Below are 23,804 nucleotides of genomic sequence, written 5' to 3'. Positions count from 1 at the left end.
GGTCTACCAGACCTCACAAATGATCTCCCCACCAGAATTAAGTGCCCTGGCTGTTTTATCCGTCACAACACCCTTGGATGTGGATATTATTGCTATTCCAAGTCCATTCAATACCTTGGGAATCGCATTTGCCTTTGCATATTTCCTTAAACCGGGTTTACTGACTCTTTTTAAACCGGTTATAACAGGCTCCTGATTCGGACCGTATTTCAGATCGATTTTCAGAGTCCCCTGAACGGAATCTTCAATAACCTGATACCCGCTAATATACCCTTCTTCCTTCAGGACCTTGGCGACATTCACTTTTACTGTCGAGGAGGGCATTTCAACAGTATCAAATTTTACCATTACTGCATTTCGTATCCTGGTCAGCATATCTGCCAGGGGATCGCTCATTGACATAGCGAACACTCCTTATTTTTCAATAGTGTGGATGGCCAAATCAAAAACGGCTGAAATTCTACCAACTTGATTTAGTCACTCCGGTAATTTCACCGCTCAGCGCCAATTTCCGGAAGCAGATTCTGCAAATACCAAACTTTCTGATAAATCCTCTCGGACGTCCGCAGAGAGGACATCTGTTATATTTACGTACTCCAAATTTCGGCTCGCGTTTTGCTTTTGCGATTATGGATTTTTTAGCCAAACCAACCTCCAATAATTCTTTTAAGTAAAGACGTTTCCTACCTGTATATTATTTTTTAAAAGGCATTCCAAGTTTCCTGAGAAGAGATCGCCCTTCTTCATCCGTCTGTGCGGTTGTTACAATCGTGATATTAAGCCCTTTGATCTTATCAATTTTATCATAATCGATCTCCGGGAATATAATCTGTTCCTGAATACCCATGGAAAAATTTCCGCGTCCATCAAATCCTTTAGGTGAAAGTCCCCTGAAATCTCTTACACGCGGAAGCGCTATATTAACAAGCTTGCTGAAGAAGTCATACATTTTATCTCCACGGAGGGTAACACGACACCCAATGGGCATACCCTCTCGGAGTTTAAACGTTGCAATTGATTTCTTAGCTTTTGTAATGACGGCTTTCTGGCCGGCAATTCGTGTAAGTTCTTCTGCAGCACCTTCAACAATTTTCGGATTCTGTACTGCCTCTCCCAACCCCATATTCAAGACAATCTTCTTGAGTTGCGGCAGCTGCATAACGTTTTTATATCCGAATTCCTCTTTCAGCGCAGGAACACATTCGTTCATGTATTTTTCTTTCAGCGCACCCATGTATAACTCCTGGCTTAAACCTTTTTCGATTACTTATTATTTACTTTCGATGGGTTCACCGCAACTCTTGCAGTAGCGGACCTTCGTCCCATCCTCAAGTATCTTTTTACCAATTCGGCCGGTCTTGGTACACTCGGGACAAATAAGCTGAATATTTGATACGTGTATCGGCGCTTCCTTTTCGACAATCTGACCCTGCTGATTCATTTCAGTCGGTTTTGTATGGCGCTTGATCATATTTATCCGCTCAACAACGACCTTATCCTTTGCCCTTAATACACGAAGGATTTTGCCTACCCGGCCTTTGTCCTTGCCTGCAATTACTTCAACCTGATCATTTTTCTTCAGGTATGTTCTGCCCTGTCTCATTTCTATACCTTTTTCCAATCAATGTATCTGACCCGGCGGATCAGGAGGCTCTCCTGTCCTTCAGGACGGTTAAAGTGCCTCCGGTGCCAGTGAGATAATTTTCATGAAACCTTGATTTCTTAACTCACGGGCCACAGGTCCGAAAATACGAGTCCCTACAGGTTCCCCTGAGGTCCCGAGCATTACGGCTGCATTATCATCAAACCTTACCCAGGTATCATCCATGCGCTTCATTTCTTTTGCGGTTCTGACGATTACCGCCTTCATTACGTCACCCTTTTTTACCTTGGCGTGTGGAAGCGCTTCCTTAACTGTAACCACAATCACATCTCCGATGGTGGCGTATCGCTTTCTCGTTCCGCCAAGAACCCGGATACACAAAACTTTCTTGGCTCCTGAGTTATCTGCGACATTCAGTACTGTCTCTGCCTGTATCATAATTTCACCTGATATATCATACGAAACAAAACGTTTCTCAACCTCTGCACTGTCAGTTTTTAAAGTGCCTTCTCCAGTATTGTTCTCACCCGCCACCTCTTTCTCTTGCTTAGTGGTCGGCACTCTTCAATCAAAACAGTGTCACCGATATTACAACGGTTCTCAGGATCATCTGCCAGATATTTGACACTGGTTTTCACGAATTTTCCATAAAGCTTATGACGAATCTTACGCTCAACCTGAACGACAACACTTTTTTCCATTCTGTTGCTGACAACAGAACCGGTTCTTGTCTTCTTGGATTTTTTAATTTCGCTCATAGTTTAATCACTTAGTGATGAATGTATAGAATCTGACCGGTCTCATTCAATTTTCATATTATATGACTAGCTAACAGCCTGTGCTTTGACGGTCTCGATTCTAGCAATATCTTTCCTAATTTTTTTTAACCGCGAGGTATCTTCAAGAGGTCTGATACGATGTTGAAAAGCTAAATTTCCCAATTCTTCTCTCAGTTCCTTTTCCTTGTTCTCAAGATCCTCAGCGGACATTTTACGAATATCCTCAGCTTTCATAAAGTGTTCCTCTTGGTTACTACTTTGGTTGAGAATGGAAGTTTGTTCCCTGCCAGTCTTAATGCTTTTACAGCGAGCTCCTCACTGACTCCACCAATTTCATAAAGGACCATACCAGGCTTTATCATTGCCACCCAGGATTCCGGACTACCCTTACCTTTACCCATCCTTGTCTCGGCTGGCTTCTTGGTAAGAGGTTTATCCGGAAACACCCGGATCCAGACCTTGCCGCCACGCTTCAGTGTCCTGTTGATGGTAACACGGGCAGCTTCAATCTGCTGAGCAGTCATTTTTCCACAGCATGTAGCCTTGATGGCAAATTCGCCAAAGGAAATAGATGACCCTCTGTAGGCAATCCCTCTGTTCCTTCCTTTAAAAACTTTTCTATGTTTAACCTTTTTAGGACTTAACATCTTCTACTCCGAATTATGCGATTAAAACAGCAACCTCAATAAAAATGAGATCCTTTATACGGAACCACTGTCCTTGTCACTGAGCACTTCACCATTGAAGATCCAAACTTTCACACCAATAATCCCGTATGTAGTGTTGGCCTCAGCAAGTGCGTAGTCCACATCGGCCCTGAGAGTGTGCAGCGGTACCCGACCTTCGCGAACCCATTCACACCTGGACATCTCAGCACCTCCGAGTCGACCTGAACACGAGATTTTGATGCCCTGCACACCAAATCTCAAGGCGGAACTGACAGCCTTTTTCATGGCCCGGCGAAAAGCGACCCTTCTGACCAGCTGCTGAGCAATATTTTCAGCGACAAGCTGAGCATCCGCCTCAGGACGCCTGACTTCCTGAATGTCAATTGTAACCTTGCGGGAAATAAGCTTTTCAAGCTCTTTTTTGATAAGCTCGATTTCTGCACCCTTTTTCCCGATCACAATCCCAGGACGTGCTGTATGCAGTTTGATCCGCACGTGTTCCCCGGTGCGTTCAATCTTTACTTTAGACAACCCTGCATGGTGGAGTCGTTTCTTGAGAAACTTTTTAATTTTCTGATCTTCAATCAAAAAGGCGGCGTACTCCTTGTCCGCATACCAGATCGAATCCCATGTCCGGGTAATGTTCAGTCTCATTCCTAATGGATTAACCTTCTGCCCCAAAACAGTCCTCCAACAAATCCAATACTCAAATTAATCTTAGCGATAAGTGGCCTGTTATCCGCTCACCGTATTCCAAACTAGTTCTCATCAACAATAACTGTTATATGACTAGTTCTTTTTATTATGGAGGTAGCTCTTCCCATGGCTCTGGGCCTGATTCTTTTCAGGGATGGTCCACCATCAATCATAATTTTTTTGATATACAGATTATCCACATCAGTTGTTTCATCCTGAGTCGCATTTGCGACTGCAGACTCCAGCACCTTCTGGATAATTCCCGCACCTTTTTTAGGCATGAAACGTAAGGTGTTAATGGCCTCATCCACACCCATTCCCCTGACGACGTCAGCGACAAGTCTCGCCTTCTGCGGAGATATTCTAATATATTTGCCTACGGCTCGTGCTTCCATAGCTTATACTCCCAAGTGAGTTCCCAACAGAAACGTACGTTTCTGATTATTTTCTTCCCTTCTTGTCTGAAGCATGTCCATAATAGGTTCTGGTCGGTGAAAATTCACCAAGCTTATGCCCTACCATATTCTCGGTGACAAATACCGGAATAAATTTTTTCCCATTGTGAACTGCAAATGTCAGGCCTACCATCTCAGGACTGATATCCGAACGCCTGGACCAGGTTTTGATAACCTTCCTGGAGCCACTTTCGATAGCCGCGGACACTTTCTTCTGTAAATGATCATCGATGAAAGGACCTTTCTTAATTGAACGAGACATATTTTACTCCTGGTCTGTTATGATCTCTTCTTGACAATCAGTTTGTCAGAAGCCTTTCTCTTTCGAGTCTTGTAACCTTTGGTCGGACGTCCCCAGGGAGTACATGGATGCCGTCCACCTGAACTCTTACCTTCCCCACCACCCATCGGATGATCAACCGGGTTCATAGCTACACCTCGAACATGGGGTCTTCTTCCTTTCCATCTGTTCCTGCCGGCTTTTCCAAGTTTCTGGCTTTCGTGTTCACGATTTCCTACCTGACCTATACAGGCCCTGCATTTATTATTGAACTTCCTCACCTCACCGGATGGCAACCGGACAAGAACATAGCTTCCTTCCTTGGCCATCAACTGGGCGGACGCCCCGGCACTACGAACAAGCTGAGCACCTTTGCCAATTTTCATCTCTATATTATGAATGATAGTACCAAGAGGAATATTACTCATCGGCAGACAGTTACCAGGCTGAATATCCACATTTTCGCCGGCAATTACCCTATCTCCAACAGATATCCCGTCCGGGGAAAGAATATAACTTTTCTCTCCGTCAAGATAACTGAGCAGTGCAATATTTGCAGACCGGTTGGGGTCATACTCTATAGCGACTACCCTGGCGTCTATGTCGGTTTTATTTCTCTTAAAATCAATGATTCTGTACTTACGTTTATGACCACCACCAATGTGTCGAGAGGTAATGCGCCCGTAATTGTTCCTTCCACCGCTTTTTGACAAACTGCACACAAGACTCTTTTCCGGTCCTTTTGTTGACAGCTCCGGATTCTTGATCGACACGTGGTGTCGTTTGCCAGCCGATGTAGGTTTATATGTTTTTATAGCCATGATTTCCCAATCGCTCCATCAAATAGGGTTAGATACAATCATTAAGTGATTATAATTTACGAACATTTTCCTGCGATATTAACCTACAGTTCGTCTACAAAATTAATCTCACCTTCAGACAGGGTAACATAGGCTTTTTTCCATTCACTGGTAAAACCTATGGTTTTTCCAACCCGTTTTTGCTTGCCGTGCATATTAGCAGTTCTCACATCTTTCACCTTAACGTTGAAGATGAGCTCAACCGCCCTTTTAATCTCTATCTTGTTTGCCTTGGGATGAACATTGAAAACAACCTGCCCTTCCTCTTCCTGGAGCAATGATGCCTTCTCAGTGAGGCATGGTCCCTTCAGCACATTGTATAAATTTTTCATGACGCCAACCTCTTCTCAAGGCTCTCAATTGTGGGTTGCACAAGGATGAGTTTTTTATGAAGGAGAATGTCATACACATTGACACCTTCAGCGGGCAACACTTTATAACCATTGACATTACGGGAAGATTTCGACAAATTGTCATTCTCACTTCCTGCAACAATGAGTGCATTATCAACTTCGAGTGCCCCCATGACCTCAACAAAGTCCCTGGTTTTGATCCTTTCCAGTGTGAAGTCGTCAAGTACAATGAGATTTCCTTCCTGGAACCTCGCACTTATTGCCATAGCAACGGCCTGTTTTTTCACTTTCCGGTTCAGTTTGAATCCGTAATCACGAGGTTTCGGGCCAAAGGCAACTCCACCACCTCGCCAGATCGGTGAAGTTCTGGTTCCAGCTCTTGCACGACCGGTACCCTTCTGACGCCATGGTTTGGCACCACCGCCTCTCACCTCAACCCGTGTTTTGGTGCAGGCATTTCCTGATCTCCGAGCCGCCCTCTGCATTCTTACAACTTCGTGCAGAATGTGTTCCTTGACTTCACGGTTGAACACATCATCTCTCAGCTCAACCTCGCCAACACTCTCATTCTTGGTGTTAACTATTTTTACAGTAGACATATCTATCTCCTCGAGCCTGTTTCAATTCAAAAGCAGTTTATTTTGAAAATATTTTCAACAGGCCGTTCTTGGCTCCAGGAAGGGGACCTTTCAAAAGCACGACATTATCATCAGAACGAATGTCAACGATAATCACATTCTTTTTCAGAACAGTATCGTTTCCCATTCTTCCGGGCATTTTTTTCCCCTTGACAACCCTTCCGGGGTAGGCGCTCATACCAATCGAACCTGGTGCCCTGTGAAATTTAGATCCATGACCTGCACCACCACCGGCAAATCCATGTCGTTTAATAACACCCTGAAAACCCTTACCTTTGCTCGTCCCCTGCACATCAACAAGATCACCGACTTTAAATACCGCATCCAGAGTAATATCCTGTCCTACTTCATACTTTTCCGGATCACTGACCCTGAACTCGCGTATAAAATAGAAACCTTCAGACCCTGATTTTTTCAGGTGACCGGCTACAGCCTTATTGACTCTTGACGCTTTCTTTTCAGAAAAGCCGACCTGAATGGCATTGTATCCATCTGTGTCTTCACTTTTGACCTGGAGGACTTTACAGGGTCCAGCTTCCACAACAGTCACGGGAGTAGCCTGTCCCAGTTCACTGTAAATCCGGGTCATCCCGATTTTTTTACCTAATATACCCATTGACTTTGGCATAATTCTACCTGATGCTTCAATTTACAATTGATATCGTCGCCATCTACGGCAGCTTTATTTCTACATCGACACCTGCAGACAATTCCAGCTTCATCAGCAGGTCTATTGTCTGTTGAGTCGGCTCAAGAATATCGAGCAAACGACGATGAGTCCTCATTTCAAACTGCTCACGGGATTTCTTATCGACATGAGGTGAACGGAGAACACAGAACTTGTTCACCGAAGTCGGTAAAGGAATCGGTCCAGCTACCGCAGATCCGGTTCTTCTGGCAGTCTCAACAATTTCAGAGGTAGACTGATCCAGCAGCTTATGATCGTATGCCTTGAGACGGATACGGATTTTCTCTGTAGGTATCATCATGCACCCTTTTTATAAAATTTCACTGATAACGCCTGCACCAACTGTACGACCACCCTCACGAATGGCAAAACGCAGTCCGACATCCATGGCAATAGGGGTGATCAACTCCACCGTCGCCGCGATATTATCTCCAGGCATGACCATTTCAACACCTTCTTCAAGTGTCAGGACACCTGTCACGTCAGTTGTCCTGAAATAAAACTGAGGTCGGTATCCATTAAAGAACGGTGTATGCCTTCCACCCTCATCCTTACCGAGAATATAACACTCAGCCTTGAACTTGGTGTGTGGTGTTATAGATTTCGGAGCAGCCAGAACCTGTCCTCTTTCTATTTCATCCCTTTTAATACCCCTCAGCAATGCACCGATATTATCACCGGCCTGTCCTTCATCCAGCAACTTGCGAAACATCTCGACGCCGGTACATGTCGTTTTCTGTGTTTCCCGGATACCAACAATCTCCACTTCATCACCGACATGAATTACACCACGCTCCACACGTCCAGTGGCCACGGTACCGCGACCGGAAATGGAGAAAACATCCTCAACAGGCATGAGAAACGGCTGATCGACATCACGCTTCGGCTCGGGAATATAGGAATCGATTGCATCCATCAGCTCCCATATACACTTTGAGTGTTCTTCATCTTCAGGATTTTCAAGGGCCTGCAATGCGGAACCCTGGATAAACGGAATATCATCACCTGGAAACTCATATTTATCAAGCAACTCCCGCAGTTCCATATCCACAAGCTCGATAAGTTCCTCATCGTCAACCATGTCGCATTTGTTGAGAAAAACAACAATTGCCGGAACACCAACCTGGCGGGCAAGAAGAATATGCTCACGGGTCTGGGGCATTGCGCCATCCGTTGCAGCAACAACAAGTATCGCTCCGTCCATCTGGGCTGCACCGGTAATCATGTTTTTGATATAATCCGCATGTCCCGGACAATCAACATGTGCATAATGACGCTTCTCGGTCTCATATTCTACGTGAGCCGTGGCAATTGTAATGCCTCTTTCCTTCTCTTCAGGAGCCTTGTCAATATCACTGAAATCAGTAAATGAAGCCTGCCCCTTCAGAGATAATACCCGGGTAATTGCAGCTGTTAAGGTCGTTTTACCATGGTCAATATGACCTACCGTACCGACGTTAACATGCGGTTTAGTCCTTTCAAATTTTTCCTTTGACATAACTGTTCCTCAATATGTTTGGACCTAGATCCCTCTGATTTTCTTTATTATTTTATCTGCCTTTGAAGCAGGTACTACTTCATATTGTAAAAACTGCATCGTAAATGTTGCCCGTCCCTGTGTTGATGATCTGAGGGATGTTGAATACCCAAACATCTCCGCGAGAGGGACATGTGCTTTTAAAACCTGAAGTTCCTTTTCTGCCTCAACACCAACTACTTTCCCGCGTTTGCTGTTCAAGTCGGATATAACATCTCCAACATATTCTTCAGGAGTTACAACTTCCAAGCTCATGACGGGTTCCAGCAGCTTTGGATCAGCGTCTGCTGCTGCTCGACGAATTGCCATGGCAGCTGAAATACCAAAAGCCATTTCCGTCGACTCCTCGTCGTGATACGAACCCCCCACCAGAGATACCTTGAGGTCTGTGAGTGGATATCCGATCAGGGGCCCGGAGTCCAGACTGTCCTCTATCCCTTTGCGGATAAATTCCAGATATTCGCCCGGCACAGTATCTTCATCAACAAGATTTTCAAACGCAAACCCACTCCCCCTGTCCGCCGGTTCGACCTCAATAATAACATGACCATACTGCCCTTTGGCTCCGGTCAACTGGTCAAACTTTCCTTCCCCGCGACAAAGTCTGCCGATTGTTTCCTTATAGGCGACCTGGGGTGTTCCTACATTGGCAGCTACCTTAAACTCATTGAGTAAACGGTCAACAATGATCTCCAGGTGAAGTTCCCCCATACCGGAAATAATTGTCTGGCCGGTATCACTGTTGGTCGTTATTGTGAAAGACGGATCTTCAAGAGCAATTTTACCAAGCGTTTCCGCAAGCTTTTTTTCTTCCGCCTTACTTTTCGGCTCAATGGCCACGCCAATCACAGGATCGGGAAAATCCATACTTTCAAGAATTATGTGATCCCCTTTTCTGCAAAGCGTATCACCAGTCGTCGTAAACTTAAGACCAACTATCGCACCGATATCACCAGCAAGTATTTCATCTACTTCTTCACGCTTGTTTGCATGAAGCTTGAGAAGCTTGCCGATTTTTTCCTGTTTTTTCTTAACAGGATTAAAAACCTTGTCCCCCACTCCAATCCTGCCGGAGTAGACGCGCATAAAAGCCAGGTTTTCAACAAAAGTGTCACTCATCAGCTTGAAAACCAATCCGACAAAACTATCTTCAGGATCAGTTTTTCTGGTGACAGGTTCACCATTTTTGCCAACTCCTTCTATTTCCTTTACATCCAGAGGAGACGGCAGATAGCGAACCACACTGTCAAGCAATGGCTGCACACCCTTGTTTTTAAAAGCACTCCCGCACAAAACCGGCACTACTTCCAGTGCCAGTGTCGCCTTCCTGAGAGCGCTGTATATCTCAGGCGCAGATACTGTAGTATCATCCAAGTATTTTTCCATGATCTCCTCATCGAAGTCGGCCAACTTCTCGAGGAGCATCATCCGTGCGGCCGTGAATCTTTCAATGTATTCGCCAGGAACTTCAACAACTTCTACTTCCTGGCCAAGAGACTGTTCACCGAAAAGGAGCATTTTTCCCTCAATGAGGTCAATCACTCCCCTGAACTCAGCCTCTTTTCCTACCGGAATCTGTATGGCTACCGGGTTTGCCCCCAGCCTTTCAGTAATCATGTTGAGACATTTACTGAAATCGGCTCCCACACGATCCATCTTGTTAACGAAGGCTACCCGCGGAATTGCATATTTATCCGCCTGCCTCCAAACGGTCTCCGACTGGGGCTCAACACCACCCACGGCACAGAACACCGCTATAACACCATCAAGAACCCTCAGGCAACGTTCCACCTCTACTGTGAAATCAACATGCCCGGGAGTATCTATAATATTTATTTTTTTATCTTTCCAGTAGCAGGTAGTTGCGGCTGAGGTGATAGTAATCCCTCGCTCCTGCTCCTGTTCCATCCAGTCCATGACGGCTGTCCCCTCATGAACCTCACCGATCTTGTAGGAACGACCGGTATAATACAATATTCTCTCAGTTGTCGTTGTTTTTCCGGCATCAATATGGGCCATAATGCCGATATTGCGCACATCGAACAACTCTTTCGGGGCTGCCATAGAAGATCCCTCACACTTTGAGCAAACTTAAAACACAGCCCTTCCCCCGACACCAAGGACAATCCGCCACTACCAGCGATAGTGAGCAAAGGCTTTGTTTGCCTCAGCCATACGATGGGTATCGTCTTTCTTCTTCACCGAAGCACCACGCTTGTTATAGGCGTCCATCAATTCGGCTGCGAGTTTCTCGGACATGGACTTCCCGGATCTGGATCGGGAAAACCCGATAATCCATCTGATGGCAAGTGCATTCCTGCGAGTCTGCCGAACCTCCATGGGCACCTGATATGTAGCACCACCAACCCTTCTGGACTTCACCTCAACTCTTGGCCGCACATTATTCATTGCCTCTTCAAACACAGTCAGAGGATCCTCGTCCTTTACCCTGTCCGCAACTATATCCATTGCCTCATAAAAAATTCTCTGGGCAAGAGTTTTCTTCCCCCTCTCCATCAGGCCATTGGTGAATTTGGACACCAGAACACTGTTATACTTGGGATCCGGATCAACAGGGCGTTTCTCAATTGTTCTTCTTCGCGACATAACTTACTACCTCTCCAATCCACCGACCCTTAAGACGGTCGCTTGGCTCCATATTTTGAACGACCCTGGCGCCTGTCAGACACTCCGAGCGTATCCAGAGTACCCCTGATCACATGGTAGCGCACACCTGGCAAATCCTTCACCCTTCCGCCACGAATCATGACCACAGAATGCTCCTGCAGATTGTGTCCGATCCCTGGAATATAAGATGTTACTTCTATTCCATTGGTCAACCGCACCCTTGCCACTTTCCTGAGTGCTGAATTCGGCTTCTTCGGTGTCGTGGTATAGACCCTTACACACACACCCCTTTTCTGGGGCGATCCTTTCAAGGCCGGTGTATTAGTCTTTTTGACAGACTTTTTTCTACCATACCTTACAAGTTGGTTTATTGTCGGCATTACGTTAACTGCTCCTGTTTTACAAAACCTAATTATTAATTCCCAACAACAAGTGCACATCCGGAAATTTCACAAGCACGAAAGCAATCACTTTTAACCCAGCGGCACTACTGTGTCAAGCAAAAAAACAGCCCGAATATCAATTTACCCGTTATTGGTCACCCCCCAGGCCGGTTCCTGCGGAAATAAGCCTTCCCATAATCACATTTTCCTTCAAACCTTTCAGTTCATCAACCTTTCCGGCCATTGCTGCATTGGTAAGGACCTTTGTAGTTTCCTGGAAGGACGCCGCAGAAATAAAACTCTCCGTTGACAGGGATGCCTTTGTGACCCCCAGAAGCAATGGTTCAGCCGCCCCCGGTTTCTTCCCTTCAGCTATCAACCTGTCCCGTTCTTCCTCAAACTTCCACCACTCGACCTGCTCTCCAATCATGAATTTGGAATCTCCGACTGAAGTAATCATAACCCGTTTGAGCATCTGACGAACAATGACCTCGATATGCTTATCATTGATCTTGACACCCTGCAGTCTATACACTTCCTGAATCTCGTTAACAAGAAATTTGGAAAGCTCCTTTACCCCGAGAACAGAAAGAATATCATTTGGAACAATAGTTCCTTCCATCAATGGCTCTCCAGCCTGTACATAATCACCCTCATGAACAATGATATGTTTTGACTTGGGAACCAGGTACTCTTGAGGTTCTCCATATTCAGGAGTAACAACAACCCGTCTCTTTCCTTTCAGTTCCTTACCGAAGCTGACCTTTCCGTCAATTTTGGTTATTATTGCTGGATCCTTGGGCTTTCTCACCTCAAACAGTTCGGCAACCCTGGGCAGACCACCGGTAATATCCTTGGTTTTTGTTGTCTCCCTTGGAATTTTACCAACAATAGTACCCGGCTGAATGACATCACCTTCATTCACTGAAATGATAGACCCGACCGGCAGACTGTAACGGGCAAAAGCTTCAGATCCCGGCAGTTTGACAGTTTTTCCCTTCTCATTTTTGATTGAGATCCTCGGATTCAGTTGAGTGGAACCGGTGGAATGGACAATCACCATGGAAGCCCTTCCGGTGACTCCATCAACCTTTTCCTGCATGGTCACGCCTTCTAAAATATCACCAAATTTAATGACACCACCCACTTCGGCGACAATTGGGATTGTATAGGCATCCCAGTCTGCAAGGATTGTGTCCCTTTCTACTGTCTCTCCCTCTTTAACCAGTAGCTGGGCACCATAATTCACCTTGAAACGTTCCCGCTCCCTGCCAAGTTCATCCTTAATAAGGATTTCAGCGTTACGGTTCATGACGATATGCGTCCCTTCGGAGTTTTCAACTGAGTGCAGATTATAAAACTCCACTGTACCACCGATATGAGTCTGAAGTTCTGCCTGCTCTACTGAACGGCTGGCAGTACCACCGACATGAAAGGTCCGCATGGTCAACTGGGTTCCCGGCTCCCCGATGGACTGAGCAGCTATGACACCGACAGCCTCACCGATATTCACCATGTGACCCCGACCAAGATCCCTGCCATAACAGGCGGCACAGACACCACGCTTGGCACGACAGCTCAATACCGAACGAATGGGGACCTTGTCAATACCTGTCTCCATGATCTGTTCGACCTTCTCTTCTGTAATTTCTTCACCGGCCTTGACGATAAGCGTATCATTAAAGGGATCAACGATATCCTCCAAAGCAACCCTGCCGAGAATCCTGCCACTCAGAGGAACAATGATTTCACCACCATCCATCAGTGGTTCCGCAATCATACCGTCCAGAGTCATGCAGTCCTTCTCAACGATGGTGGATTCCTGGGCCACATCCACCAGTCTTCTGGTCAGATACCCGGAGTTTGCAGTTTTCAGGGCAGTATCGGCAAGTCCTTTCCTGGCACCATGGGTGGAAATAAAATATTCAAGAACCCCAAGCCCCTCCCGGAAATTCGCTTTAATCGGGGTCTCAATAATAGCCCCGGAAGGTTTTGCCATAAGCCCGCGCATACCGGCAAGCTGACGGATCTGGTCTCTTGATCCACGAGCTCCGGAATCAGCCATGATAAAAATGGAATTGAAGCTCGGAGCCTCAACCACGTTACCATCCTTATCACGGAAATAGTCAACCTTGATCTCGTCCATCATGGCGTTGGCCACTTCCTCTGTAACTTTTGACCAAATATCAACAACCTTGTTATATTTTTCCCCTGAAGTGATGAGACCATCGGTATATTGCTGTTCTACATCAAGCACATCCCTTTCAGCATTTTCAACAAATTCCTCCTTGGCAAGAGGAATCTTCATATCGTTGATACAGATGGAAATCCCGGCCCTGGTGGCATACTCGTAACCAATATCTTTCAGACGGTCAGCAAGAATGACAGTATCCTTGGTTCCGGCATTCCTGTATGTATGATCAATAAGTGCGGCCAGTGCCTTCTTGGTCATGACCTTGTTGACCTCGGCAAATTTGACGGAATCGGGTAAAAGTTGACCGAGAATAATGCGGCCCATGGTTGTTTCCACCAGCTCACCGTCCTTCCGGACCTTGATTTTCGCCTGGAGATGAACCTGATCGTAGTCAAAGGCAATTATCGCCTCTTCATCAGAAGAAAATGCCTTGCCTTCACCCTTTACATTCATCCGTTCACGGGTCATATAGTACAATCCGAGAACAATATCCTGTGAAGGGATAATTACCGGCTCGCCATTGGCAGGTGAGAGGATATTATTGGTGGACATCATCAGCACCCTGGCTTCGACCTGTGCCTCCACGGACAACGGCACATGAACAGCCATCTGATCACCATCAAAGTCAGCATTAAATGCCATACATACCAGGGGATGCAGCTGAATAGCCTTTCCTTCGATAAGAACTGCTTCAAAAGCCTGCATACCGAGTCTGTGCAGGGTCGGTGCACGGTTGAGAATAACAGGATATTCGGTGACGACCTCATCAAGAACATCCCATACCTCTTTCACCCCTTTTTCAACCATCTTACGACCACTCTTGATGGTTGTCACATAGCCTTTTCTTTCAAGCTTATGGTAAATAAAGGGTTTGAAAAGCTCCAGAGCCATCTTCTTGGGAATTCCGCATTGATGAAGACGCAGGTGTGGTCCCACCACAATGACCGAACGCCCGGAGTAATCAACACGTTTACCGAGCAGATTCTGTCTGAACCGCCCCTGCTTGCCCTTCAGCATATCGGACAGGGATTTCAGGGGACGCTTGTTCCCGCCTGTTATGACACGACCCCGACGACCATTATCAAACAGAACATCAACAGCCTCCTGCAGCATTCTCTTTTCATTACGAATAATAATATCAGGAGCGTCCAGCTCAAGCAGGCGCTTCAACCTGTTGTTTCGGTTGATCACCCTTCGATACAGATCATTGAGATCTGATGTGGCGAATCGACCGCCTTCCAGCGGCACGAGAGGACGAAGATCAGGTGGAAGTACGGGAATAACCTCAAGAATCATCCACTCAGGCTGATTACCTGAATCCCTGAATGCCTCAATGACAAACAGTCTTTTCCCAAGTTTCTGCCTCTTGGTTTTGGAATTGGTGTTGGCCATTTCCTCACGCAGCTGATGAGACAACTGCACGAGATCTTTTGAAGCAAGCAGTTTCCTGATAGCCTCGGCACCGATTCCAACCTTGAACTGGCCTGGATATTCAGACAGGGCCTGTCTGTATTTTTCCTCAGTCAACAGTGTTCCCGGAGGCAGACTGTCAGCCTCGGACTCAACAACAGCATACTGCTCAAAATAGAGGATTTTTTCCAGTTGTTTGAGAGTCATATCGAGAACCGCCCCGATTTTACTGGGCAGACTCTTTAAAAACCAGATATGTGCAACAGGCGCTGCAAGTTTTATATGACCCAACCGCTCACGTCTGACTTTTGACTGAATAACTTCAACTCCGCATTTTTCACAGACAACTCCTCTGTGCTTCATGCGTTTATATTTACCACAATTGCATTCAAAATCCTTAACCGGGCCAAAAATCTTGGCGCAGAACAAACCATCCCGTTCAGGCTTGAACGTCCTGTAATTAATAGTCTCTGGTTTCTTGACCTCACCATGGGACCAGTCCATGATTTTCTCAGGGGAAGCAAGAGATATTTTGACGTTTTTAAATTTTACTGGGGCTTTCGGTTTTTGAAAAAAATTGAATAACTCTTCCACGAAATCACCTCTCCCTTATGTTATAGGATTCCTCCACAGCCTGTATTATCGCCAGGCAGTGAAGAGATCAAACCCAAACCAGGGTAATGAGAATAAAGATCGACTGCTACGTCAATCCATCTCTCTTATTCTTCGATAAGTTCCATATTCAGACAGAGGGCCTGAAGCTCCTTCACCAGAACATTAAACGACTCCGGCAGCCCGGTTGTAAGAAAATTATTTCCCTTGACTATTCGCTCATACATTGTCGTCCTGCCTTCTACATCATCTGATTTGGTTGTCAGGAATTCTTTAAGAGTATATGCGGCACCATACGCCTCCATGGCCCAAACCTCCATCTCTCCGAGACGCTGACCACCGAACTGAGCTTTACCGCCGAGTGGCTGCTGCGTGACCAACGAATAGGGTCCGGTGGACCTTGCGTGAATCTTGTTATCAACAAGGTGATGGAGTTTCAGCATATACATGACCCCAACCGTTACCTTGTTCGCAAACGGTTCACCGGTAAGACCGTCATAGAGCTGACTCTGACCAACCTCATCCACACCTGCTTCAACAAGAAGGCGGCGGATTTCCGATTCCGGGGCACTGTCAAAGACAGGAGTAGCCATATGGATACCATCCTTGTGACGTCTTGCCCATTCGATCAGTTCCGTATCACTTTTACCATCGGTTATAGCCTCGAACTCTTCATCGGAAAAAACCGCACGCAGTTTTTTCTTGATCTCATCCACAGCAAAACGGTTGGCAAACTCTTCCAGCTGTTCTCCAAGTTTTTTTGCTGCAAAACCCAAGTGAACCTCAAGAACCTGCCCAACGTTCATCCTGGAGGGAACACCCAGGGGATTGAGTACGATATCAACGGTCCTCCCATCTGCAAAAAACGGCATATCCTCTTCAGGCAACAGGCGTGAAACAACACCTTTGTTCCCATGACGGCCTGCCATCTTGTCACCGACCGAGAGTTTTCGTTTTGTGGCGACATAAACTTTCACCATTTTCACCACACCCGGAGGAAGGTCATCACCTTTCTTCATACGCTCAATGATACCGTCATACCGCTGGGTGATCAATCGTGCCTGACTGTTATATCGTTCATAGACAGCATCAAAGGCATCCTCATACTTTGCCTTCTCGGAAAAATCGATATCACGCAAAAGATCAAAGCCTATTCTGTCAGCATGTTCTTTAGTGATCTTCTTGCCAAGAGCGACAACCACTTCACCACGAGCATCACGAATATCCTTTTTGGCCGTTCTTCCATCGATGATATCACCGATTTCGCGACAGACGCCCCGTTTCAGGCTGCGTAATTCGTCGAGTTTATCCTGGTTGAGCTTTTCTATCTCAAGATCTTCAATCATCAGGGAGCGTTCATCTTTATCCACTCCTTTTCTGGAAAAAACCTTGGCATCGATGACAACTCCACTCACCCCAGGTGGTACACGAAGGGAAGAATCCTTGACATCCTGGGCTTTTTCCCCAAAAATTGCTCGCAGCAATTTTTCTTCAGGTGAAAGTACGGTCTCACCTTTGGGCGTGACCTTACCAACCAGAGTGTCACCCGGTTTCAACTCAGCCCCTATCTGAACAATACCCGATTCATCAAGATTTCGGAGAGTTTCCTCGCTGACATTAGGGATATCCCGGGTGATCTCCTCCTTACCCAGTTTTGTGTCCCTGGCCATTGTCTCGAAAACCTCGATATGAACAGAGGTGTATGTATCTTCTTTTAAAAGACGTTCATTAACCAGAATAGAATCCTCAAAATTGAAACCACGCCATGGCATAAAAGCTATAGTAACATTTTTACCAATGGCTATCTCACCCTGCTCACAGGATGGACCATCGGCAAGTACTGTACCCTTTTTCACACGGGTTCCGGGTAGAACAAGAGGGATCTGATTAAAACAGGTATTCTGATTTGACTTCTTATATTTCTGTAACCTGTAAACTGCAACCCCGGTATCATATCCATCTGTGCCCGGCTCTTCATACCTGACCACAATCCTGTTGGAATCAGCTTCTTCCACAACACCATCTCCGGCACTCATAAGGCATGCCCCGGAATCCCGGGCTACATATTTCTCCATCCCGGTTCCAACAAATGGCGCAGCCGTTTTCAGAAGTGGTACGGCCTGACGCTGCATATTGGAACCCATCAGGGCCCGGTTGGCATCGTCATTTTCCAGAAACGGCACAAGGGAAGCGGCAACACTGATCATCTGATTCGGTGCGATATCCATATATGTGACGTTGTCAACCGATGAGGTAAGAACCTCGCCTTCTTCCCGGGTAATTAAAATATCCGGAATAATACGTTTATTCTCATCGTAAGGTGTGAGCGCCGGAGCAATGATATGGTTCTGCTCCTGCAGAGCGCTGAGATATTTAACTTCATCAAGGACAATGCGATCCTTGACTTTTCGATAGGGAGATTCAATGAATCCATATGGATTAACCCGGGCATATGTCGCCAGTGAAACGATCAGCCCGATATTGGGACCTTCAGGCGTTTCAACTGGACATATCCGGCCATAATGAGTCGGGTGAACGTCACGAACTTCAAAGCCTGCTCTCTCCCTGGAAAGTCCGCCGGGTCCGAGTGCACTCAAACGCCTCTTGTGTGTAACCTCAGAAAGAGGGTTTGTCTGATCCATGAACTGTGAAAGCTGGCTGGTACCGAAAAACTCCTTGATAGCAGCGGATATCGGTTTTGGATTGACAAGGTCATGGGGCATCAGTGTTTCCACGTCCTGAAGAGTCATTCTCTCCTTGATTGCCCGCTCCATTCGTACCAATCCCATCCTGTATTGATTTTCAACAAGCTCCCCGACAGTTCTAACTCTTCTGTTTCCAAGATGGTCTATATCATCCACTCCACCCTGGGTATCTTTCAACCTGACGAGATGACGAACCGCGTGGATGATGTCTACTCTGGTCAGGGCCCTGTTGTTGATATCAATATCAAGCCCGAGTTTAGCGTTTATTTTATAACGACCAACCTCGGAGAGATCATAAAGATCCTGGTTGAAAAAGAGATTTTCAAAGAAGGCCTCAGCAACTTCAAGTGTCGGAGGACTTGAAGGACGCAGTCTCCTGTAAATCTCAAGCAGTGCCTCTTCGGTATTTTTCGCCTTATCGAGGGCCAGGGTTTTACTGAAGGATTCCGAATAATTTACCCCGTCAATATGCAGCACTTTAAACTCATTGATCCCGGCTTCTTCAAGAGTTTCAAGCATCGGTTCAGTAATTTCGGTGTTACAGAGAAAGAGTGGTTCATCTCCATCTTCCTTCATGATGGTATTAGCAAGCACACTACCGAGAAGAGCCTCTTTTGATACAGGCAGGTATTCAATTCCTGCAGCCATAATTTTTTTACAGAGCACCATGGAGATTTTCTTTCCCTTCCGGCCAAGAATTTCACCATCGGCAGGATTAATGAGATCAAACTCGAGCCTCTTGCCCTTAAAAAGTTCAGAGTCAAAAGATTTCTCATATCCATCTTCAGTCTTGCGAACAGTGCTCAGGGGATAAAATTCCCCCAACAACTCCTCATCTGAAAAGCCAATAGCCTTCAGAAGAGTTGTGACCGGAAACTTCCTTCTCCTGTCTATCCTCACATGAAGGACATCCTTAATATCAAATTCAAGATCAATCCAGGAGCCACGTACCGGAATGATGCGGGCCGAGTAGAGCAATTTCCCACTGGAATGGCTTTTCCCGTTATCGTGGGTATAAAAAAGCCCGGGAGAACGCTGGAGCTGAGAAACAATAACCCTTTCAGTTCCATTAATAACAAAGACGCCATCTCCTGTCATAAGAGGCAGGGACCCAAGAAAAACCTCCTGTTCCTTGATATCCCGAATTGACTGGACGCCTGTTTCTTCGTCTACATCAAAGGTAATCAATCGGACTACTATCTTCAGAGGAATCTCATATGTCATTCCCCTCTGCTGGCATTCCTGGACAGTGTACTTGGGCTCTCCGAACTTATACCGTACAAATTCGAGAGAACAGAGTCCGTTAAAATCGTTAATCGGAAATACATTTTTTAAAATCGCCTGCAGTCCAAAATCATCCCTTTCGTCGGGATCTTTATCTATCTGCAGAAACTTTTCGTACGAAAGACGCTGCATGGAGATGAGGTGTGGCGGCTCTATAACAGTTTCAGCCGTGGCAAAGTTCTTTCTGATTCTTTCCATAATTGTCCTCGAAATTGCCTTGTATTCGTGCTAAAAAATCGGGATTCAACAACGTAGATTCGATATTCGTAAACCAGCTCTTCAAAAATCGATTTGACACCCCGTTCATGGGGTTAGAATTGATGATAACATAAGAATTTTTAAACAAAAGCCAGCAAAAACATGATCAATTTTTCCAAGCATATTAAGGTCCTTTTTCAGCAAAATTTTCCCCGTCTCTTGAAACAGAGAAAAAATCCACATAGAACTACTTGATATTCTTAAGTATTTTTCTATATTTTTTCTATACCCTTAAAGCACAACACGCTACATGGCCGAGCCCGTAGCGTGTTGTCGTAAACTGAAGTTGTTCACAAAATGAACAACAGAGTATATGAACTTTTATTTTATCTCTACAGTTGCACCAACACCTTCAATTTTTGTTTTAATCTCTTCTGCTTCTTCCTTGGTAGTACCTTCCTTCAACGGAGCAGGAGCGGATTCGACAAGAGCTTTCGCCTCTTTCAATCCAAGACCGGTGATGGCACGAACTTCCTTGATAACCTTGATCTTCTGATCACCAATACCTGCAAGAATAACATCAAATTCAGTCTGTTCTTCAGCAGGAGCATCACCGCCTGCTGCAGCACCGGCTGCGGCAACTGCTACAGGAGCAGCTGCGGAGACACCAAACTTATCTTCAAACTCCTTAATAAGCTCGGAGAGCTCAAGCACAGACATATTAGCGATAAAATCAATTACATCTTCTTTAGTAACAGCCATGATAAATTTCCTCTTATTGATTGGAACGTTTCCATTCCCAAATGAATTATATTCTAGTTTTCGCTTTCTTTCTTCTCTTTAAGAGCCTGCAATCCATATACAAAAGTACGCGGCACGCCACTGAGTACCCTGACAAGACCGGTTGGAACATTGTTCCAGGTAGACAGCAGCTGGCCAAGCAGTACTTCCTTGGTAGGCAGTTTTGATAAGGCAAGCAGCTCATCAACGCTGATTTTTTCTCCGTCCAGCACGGCAGATCTGATATTGAATTTATCAAAATCATCTGCAAATTTTGCAATCACCTTAGCCGGAGCTACCGGATCGGTATAGGACATCACTACTGCACTAGGGCCGACAAAATCGTCAGTCAATGCATCATTTTCAGTGTCCTTTGCAGCGCGCCTCAGGAGAGTATTCTTGGCAATTCTGATTTCCGAATCACAGTCTCGCAATTCCACGCGAATTTTCTGGATTTGGGAAACATCAAGGCCGCAATAATCAGCAACAACTGTAAATTTGGCTCGGCTGAACGAATCATTCAATTCCGAGACAAGTGTCACTTTTTCATCACGATTCAAAACACTCCTCCAGGTTAAAATTAATGAAACAATTCGAAACAGCAGTTACAAAGAATAAAGGCAGGAAGAACTCGACTCTTTACTCAGCGGAATAGAAATCAATTCTGGCCCTATTCGTCTCGGCAGGTTGTGAACACCTCACAATTAAACAAGCTGTACCCGCTGTCTACGACTCAACCTGCAGCTGAAAGGTAATGATTCCTTTTCGCTGCAGGCAACAAAACTCTATTTTACCATACTTCTCAGAACAAGGGGATCAAGCTTAACCCCAGGCCCCATTGTTGAAGAAATTGTAATACTTTTTAAATAAACACCCTTACTTGCAGAAGGCTTGAGTTGAATAATTCTTGCAACAAAAGCATGGAGATTCTCCTGCATTTTTTCAGGTCCAAATGAAAGTTTACCAATACCCGCATGAATAATACCGGCCTTGTCAACCCTGAAATCAACCTTACCTCCTTTGATTTCTTTGACAACATCGGCGACATCAAAAGTTACAGTACCCAGTTTCGCGTTGGGCATCAAATTGCGGGGGCCAAGAATTCGTCCAATTTTTCCAACGGTTCCCATCATATCCGGAGTAGCAACCGTTTTATCGAATTCAAGCCAACCATCTTTAATTTTTTCTATGAGGTCATCACCACCAACATAATCTGCCCCAGCCTCAAGAGCTTCGGCTTCCTTGGGACCTTTAGCGAAAACAAGTACCCTGGTAACCTTTCCTGTACCGTGCGGCAGGGAAACGGATGACCTGATCATCTGATCCGCATGTCTTGGATCAACACCAAGCTTCATTGCGATATCAAAAGTTTCATCAAATTTTGCGTATGTAGCAGACAGTACAGCCTGTATTCCGTCCTCAACGGTATACAGCACTGACCTGTCTATTGCTTTCAATTTATTAGTATAATTCTTTCCGTGTTTCGGCATATCAGCCTCCTACTCGATCAGGGGATGAAATCCCTGTCGGCAGTAAAATATTAAAATTTAATCTATAACAGTAATTCCGGCACTTCTCGCGGTTCCCTCAATTATGCGCATGGCACTCTCGATATCATAAGCATTAAGGTCTACCATCTTAGTCTCGGCAATTTCACGTATCTTATCGCGACCAATTTCAGCGACTCTCTCCGCTTTGGGATTTCCGGAACCTTTCGCAATTCCAGCAGCTTTCAAAAGCAGAACGGATGCCGGCGGGGTTTTGGTAATATAGCTGAAGGAACGATCCTGATATACGGTGATTACTACAGGAACGATCGTGTCTCCCATTGACTGTGTCTTGGCGTTAAAACTCTTGCAGAATTCCATTATATTCACGCCATGCTGCCCGAGAGCAGGTCCGACAGGCGGTGAAGGATTTGCCTTTCCCGCAGGAATCTGCAGTTTTATGAATGCCATTTCTTTTTTGGCCATTGTATTACTCCAACTCACTCACTAATTTTTAACAAAAATCTGTCAGACCAGATTACATTTTAAAACATCAAGTATTTGTAACCTGAACAAATTCAAGCTCGACAGGGGTTTCCCTGCCAAAAATCGATACCATTACCCGAACCCTTCCCTTTTCCGGAAAAACCTCATCAACAACACCCTGGAAATTGGCAAAAGGACCATCAGTCACACGCACAACTTCTCCAACGGTGAATATAATCTTTGGACGAGGCCTTTCAGAACCATCTTGAATACGCCCTATAATTTTGGCTGCATCCTCATCTGAAAGAGGTATCGGGTTTCTATCATCTCCAACAAAACCGACTACCCGCGGCATGTTCTGATGAATAATATGCCACGTGACATCATTCAAATCCATACTGACAAGCATGTAACCTGGAAAGAACCTCCTGCTTGAAGTTTTGCGGGTCCCCTTGATCATTTCCACAACCTGCTCAGTGGGCACAAGGATCTCACCGAAGGATTCTTCCAGTCCCTCTTTTTTAATACGCTCCTCAAGAGTAGCCTTTACCTTCTCTTCAAAACCGGAGTGCACCTGAAGGATATACCATTGTCTTGCCATAGGATCAGTATCGTAATAGAGTGAAGATACGAATAAAGTATCAGTAAAAGTATGTTATCTGTTCTTACTGTAAAATTGACGCCACAACTTTGCCAAGCAACAAGTCTACCGTTCCCAGGTAGATTGAGATCACCACCGTCAATACCACAACTACACCGGTGAGCCCCAAGGTCATTTTTTTATCCGGCCAGACAATCTTCAAAAACTCTACTTTGACTTCCTCAATAAATTTCTTTATCTGGGCAGGTGAGTACGGTGACGGCTCTTTAACCTTGACTGTTCGATTTTTCTTGGACTTCTGTTTCCCTGCCATCTCATACCTCCCCGAAAAAGATGTGTTCATATTTCCCACTCCGAATCACATCCGGAAAAACTGCCTGCTCCACAAACATCTATGGCAGGCCAGGAGGGACTCGAACCCCCAACATCCGGATTTGGAGTCCGGCGCTCTACCAATTAGAGCTACTGGCCTGCACAAG

Annotated in this window: 28 protein-coding genes and 1 tRNA gene; all 29 read right to left on the bottom strand. The window is 45.6% G+C overall.

Annotation, left to right across the window (positions count from 1 at the left end; all coding sequences use genetic code 11):
- Positions 1 to 3: 3 nt before the first annotated feature.
- Positions 4 to 402 (bottom strand): 30S ribosomal protein S8, encoded by a 399-nt coding sequence (gene rpsH, locus LO777_RS02405; RefSeq protein ID WP_228855978.1) that lies wholly within the window; start codon positions 400 to 402, stop codon positions 4 to 6.
- A gap of 58 nt (positions 403 to 460) precedes the next feature.
- Entirely contained in the window at positions 461 to 646 is a 186-nt protein-coding gene (locus tag LO777_RS02400) for a type Z 30S ribosomal protein S14 (protein WP_228855977.1), read from the bottom strand.
- 48 nt (positions 647 to 694) lie between these two features.
- Positions 695 to 1,234 (bottom strand): 50S ribosomal protein L5, encoded by a 540-nt coding sequence (rplE, locus tag LO777_RS02395; protein ID WP_228855976.1) that lies wholly within the window; start codon positions 1,232 to 1,234, stop codon positions 695 to 697.
- 36 nt (positions 1,235 to 1,270) lie between these two features.
- Positions 1,271 to 1,603, bottom strand: a complete 333-nt coding sequence (gene rplX, locus LO777_RS02390; RefSeq protein ID WP_228855975.1) for a 50S ribosomal protein L24 — start codon at positions 1,601 to 1,603, stop codon at positions 1,271 to 1,273.
- A 69-nt stretch (positions 1,604 to 1,672) separates the two neighbouring features.
- Entirely contained in the window at positions 1,673 to 2,041 is a 369-nt protein-coding gene (rplN, locus tag LO777_RS02385) for a 50S ribosomal protein L14 (protein ID WP_228855974.1), read from the bottom strand.
- A gap of 59 nt (positions 2,042 to 2,100) precedes the next feature.
- Entirely contained in the window at positions 2,101 to 2,361 is a 261-nt protein-coding gene (rpsQ, locus tag LO777_RS02380; protein ID WP_228855973.1) for a 30S ribosomal protein S17, read from the bottom strand.
- A 66-nt stretch (positions 2,362 to 2,427) separates the two neighbouring features.
- Entirely contained in the window at positions 2,428 to 2,616 is a 189-nt protein-coding gene (gene rpmC / locus LO777_RS02375) for a 50S ribosomal protein L29 (protein WP_228855972.1), read from the bottom strand.
- Positions 2,613 to 3,029: a 50S ribosomal protein L16 gene (gene rplP, locus LO777_RS02370; RefSeq protein WP_228855971.1), complete on the bottom strand. Its 417-nt coding sequence runs from the start codon at positions 3,027 to 3,029 to the stop codon at positions 2,613 to 2,615. Before rplP ends, rpmC begins: the two co-directional genes overlap by 4 nt.
- 54 nt (positions 3,030 to 3,083) lie before the next feature.
- Complete coding sequence (rpsC, locus tag LO777_RS02365; protein ID WP_228855970.1) at positions 3,084 to 3,731, bottom strand: 30S ribosomal protein S3; 648 nt, start codon at positions 3,729 to 3,731, stop codon at positions 3,084 to 3,086.
- Positions 3,732 to 3,808: 77 nt separating this feature from the next.
- Positions 3,809 to 4,141, bottom strand: coding sequence for a 50S ribosomal protein L22 (gene rplV, locus LO777_RS02360; RefSeq protein ID WP_228855969.1), 333 nt, complete (start codon positions 4,139 to 4,141; stop codon positions 3,809 to 3,811).
- Positions 4,142 to 4,187: 46 nt separating this feature from the next.
- Positions 4,188 to 4,463, bottom strand: coding sequence for a 30S ribosomal protein S19 (gene rpsS / locus LO777_RS02355; protein ID WP_228855968.1), 276 nt, complete (start codon positions 4,461 to 4,463; stop codon positions 4,188 to 4,190).
- Positions 4,464 to 4,480: 17 nt separating this feature from the next.
- Positions 4,481 to 5,302 (bottom strand): 50S ribosomal protein L2, encoded by an 822-nt coding sequence (rplB, locus tag LO777_RS02350; RefSeq protein WP_228855967.1) that lies wholly within the window; start codon positions 5,300 to 5,302, stop codon positions 4,481 to 4,483.
- Between the two features lie 83 nt (positions 5,303 to 5,385).
- A complete protein-coding gene (rplW, locus tag LO777_RS02345; protein ID WP_228855966.1) occupies positions 5,386 to 5,673 on the bottom strand; it encodes a 50S ribosomal protein L23 in 288 nt (95 codons plus the stop codon).
- Complete coding sequence (rplD, locus tag LO777_RS02340; RefSeq protein ID WP_228855965.1) at positions 5,670 to 6,293, bottom strand: 50S ribosomal protein L4; 624 nt, start codon at positions 6,291 to 6,293, stop codon at positions 5,670 to 5,672. The genes rplW and rplD overlap by 4 nt, the downstream gene beginning before the upstream one ends.
- 37 nt (positions 6,294 to 6,330) lie before the next feature.
- Entirely contained in the window at positions 6,331 to 6,960 is a 630-nt protein-coding gene (rplC, locus tag LO777_RS02335) for a 50S ribosomal protein L3 (RefSeq protein WP_228855964.1), read from the bottom strand.
- A gap of 43 nt (positions 6,961 to 7,003) precedes the next feature.
- On the bottom strand, positions 7,004 to 7,315 hold the full coding sequence (gene rpsJ, locus LO777_RS02330) for a 30S ribosomal protein S10 (protein WP_228857319.1): 312 nt from the start codon (positions 7,313 to 7,315) through the stop codon (positions 7,004 to 7,006).
- A 15-nt stretch (positions 7,316 to 7,330) separates the two neighbouring features.
- Positions 7,331 to 8,518 carry an elongation factor Tu gene (gene tuf / locus LO777_RS02325; RefSeq protein WP_228855963.1) on the bottom strand — a complete coding sequence of 396 codons (1,188 nt, stop codon included), beginning with the start codon at positions 8,516 to 8,518 and terminating at the stop codon, positions 7,331 to 7,333.
- Between the two features lie 24 nt (positions 8,519 to 8,542).
- Positions 8,543 to 10,621 carry an elongation factor G gene (gene fusA / locus LO777_RS02320; RefSeq protein WP_228855962.1) on the bottom strand — a complete coding sequence of 693 codons (2,079 nt, stop codon included), beginning with the start codon at positions 10,619 to 10,621 and terminating at the stop codon, positions 8,543 to 8,545.
- Between the two features lie 69 nt (positions 10,622 to 10,690).
- Positions 10,691 to 11,164 carry a 30S ribosomal protein S7 gene (gene rpsG, locus LO777_RS02315; RefSeq protein WP_228855961.1) on the bottom strand — a complete coding sequence of 158 codons (474 nt, stop codon included), beginning with the start codon at positions 11,162 to 11,164 and terminating at the stop codon, positions 10,691 to 10,693.
- Positions 11,165 to 11,193: 29 nt separating this feature from the next.
- Complete coding sequence (rpsL, locus tag LO777_RS02310) at positions 11,194 to 11,565, bottom strand: 30S ribosomal protein S12 (protein ID WP_228855960.1); 372 nt, start codon at positions 11,563 to 11,565, stop codon at positions 11,194 to 11,196.
- Between the two features lie 151 nt (positions 11,566 to 11,716).
- Entirely contained in the window at positions 11,717 to 15,766 is a 4,050-nt protein-coding gene (rpoC, locus tag LO777_RS02305; RefSeq protein ID WP_228855959.1) for a DNA-directed RNA polymerase subunit beta', read from the bottom strand.
- Positions 15,767 to 15,891: 125 nt separating this feature from the next.
- Complete coding sequence (gene rpoB / locus LO777_RS02300) at positions 15,892 to 19,971, bottom strand: DNA-directed RNA polymerase subunit beta (protein ID WP_228855958.1); 4,080 nt, start codon at positions 19,969 to 19,971, stop codon at positions 15,892 to 15,894.
- Between the two features lie 381 nt (positions 19,972 to 20,352).
- The gene (rplL, locus tag LO777_RS02295) at positions 20,353 to 20,733 is read right to left on the bottom strand and encodes a 50S ribosomal protein L7/L12 (protein ID WP_228855957.1); all 381 of its coding nucleotides are present in this window, start codon (positions 20,731 to 20,733) and stop codon (positions 20,353 to 20,355) included.
- A gap of 53 nt (positions 20,734 to 20,786) precedes the next feature.
- Positions 20,787 to 21,311, bottom strand: coding sequence for a 50S ribosomal protein L10 (rplJ, locus tag LO777_RS02290; protein WP_228855956.1), 525 nt, complete (start codon positions 21,309 to 21,311; stop codon positions 20,787 to 20,789).
- 225 nt (positions 21,312 to 21,536) lie between these two features.
- The gene (gene rplA, locus LO777_RS02285; protein WP_228855955.1) at positions 21,537 to 22,241 is read right to left on the bottom strand and encodes a 50S ribosomal protein L1; all 705 of its coding nucleotides are present in this window, start codon (positions 22,239 to 22,241) and stop codon (positions 21,537 to 21,539) included.
- A gap of 57 nt (positions 22,242 to 22,298) precedes the next feature.
- On the bottom strand, positions 22,299 to 22,724 hold the full coding sequence (gene rplK, locus LO777_RS02280; protein ID WP_228855954.1) for a 50S ribosomal protein L11: 426 nt from the start codon (positions 22,722 to 22,724) through the stop codon (positions 22,299 to 22,301).
- A gap of 67 nt (positions 22,725 to 22,791) precedes the next feature.
- Positions 22,792 to 23,325 (bottom strand): transcription termination/antitermination protein NusG, encoded by a 534-nt coding sequence (nusG, locus tag LO777_RS02275; protein WP_228855953.1) that lies wholly within the window; start codon positions 23,323 to 23,325, stop codon positions 22,792 to 22,794.
- Between the two features lie 64 nt (positions 23,326 to 23,389).
- Positions 23,390 to 23,668 (bottom strand): preprotein translocase subunit SecE, encoded by a 279-nt coding sequence (secE, locus tag LO777_RS02270; protein ID WP_228855952.1) that lies wholly within the window; start codon positions 23,666 to 23,668, stop codon positions 23,390 to 23,392.
- A gap of 52 nt (positions 23,669 to 23,720) precedes the next feature.
- Positions 23,721 to 23,797 (bottom strand) — tRNA-Trp (locus tag LO777_RS02265).
- Positions 23,798 to 23,804 lie beyond the last annotated feature (7 nt).

Origin of the sequence: Desulfomarina profundi (assembly GCF_019703855.1) — a bacterium.
In the GTDB taxonomy this organism is placed as follows: Bacteria; Desulfobacterota; Desulfobulbia; order Desulfobulbales; family Desulfocapsaceae; genus Desulfomarina; species Desulfomarina profundi.
This window is presented reverse-complemented; position numbering and strand designations above follow the sequence as displayed.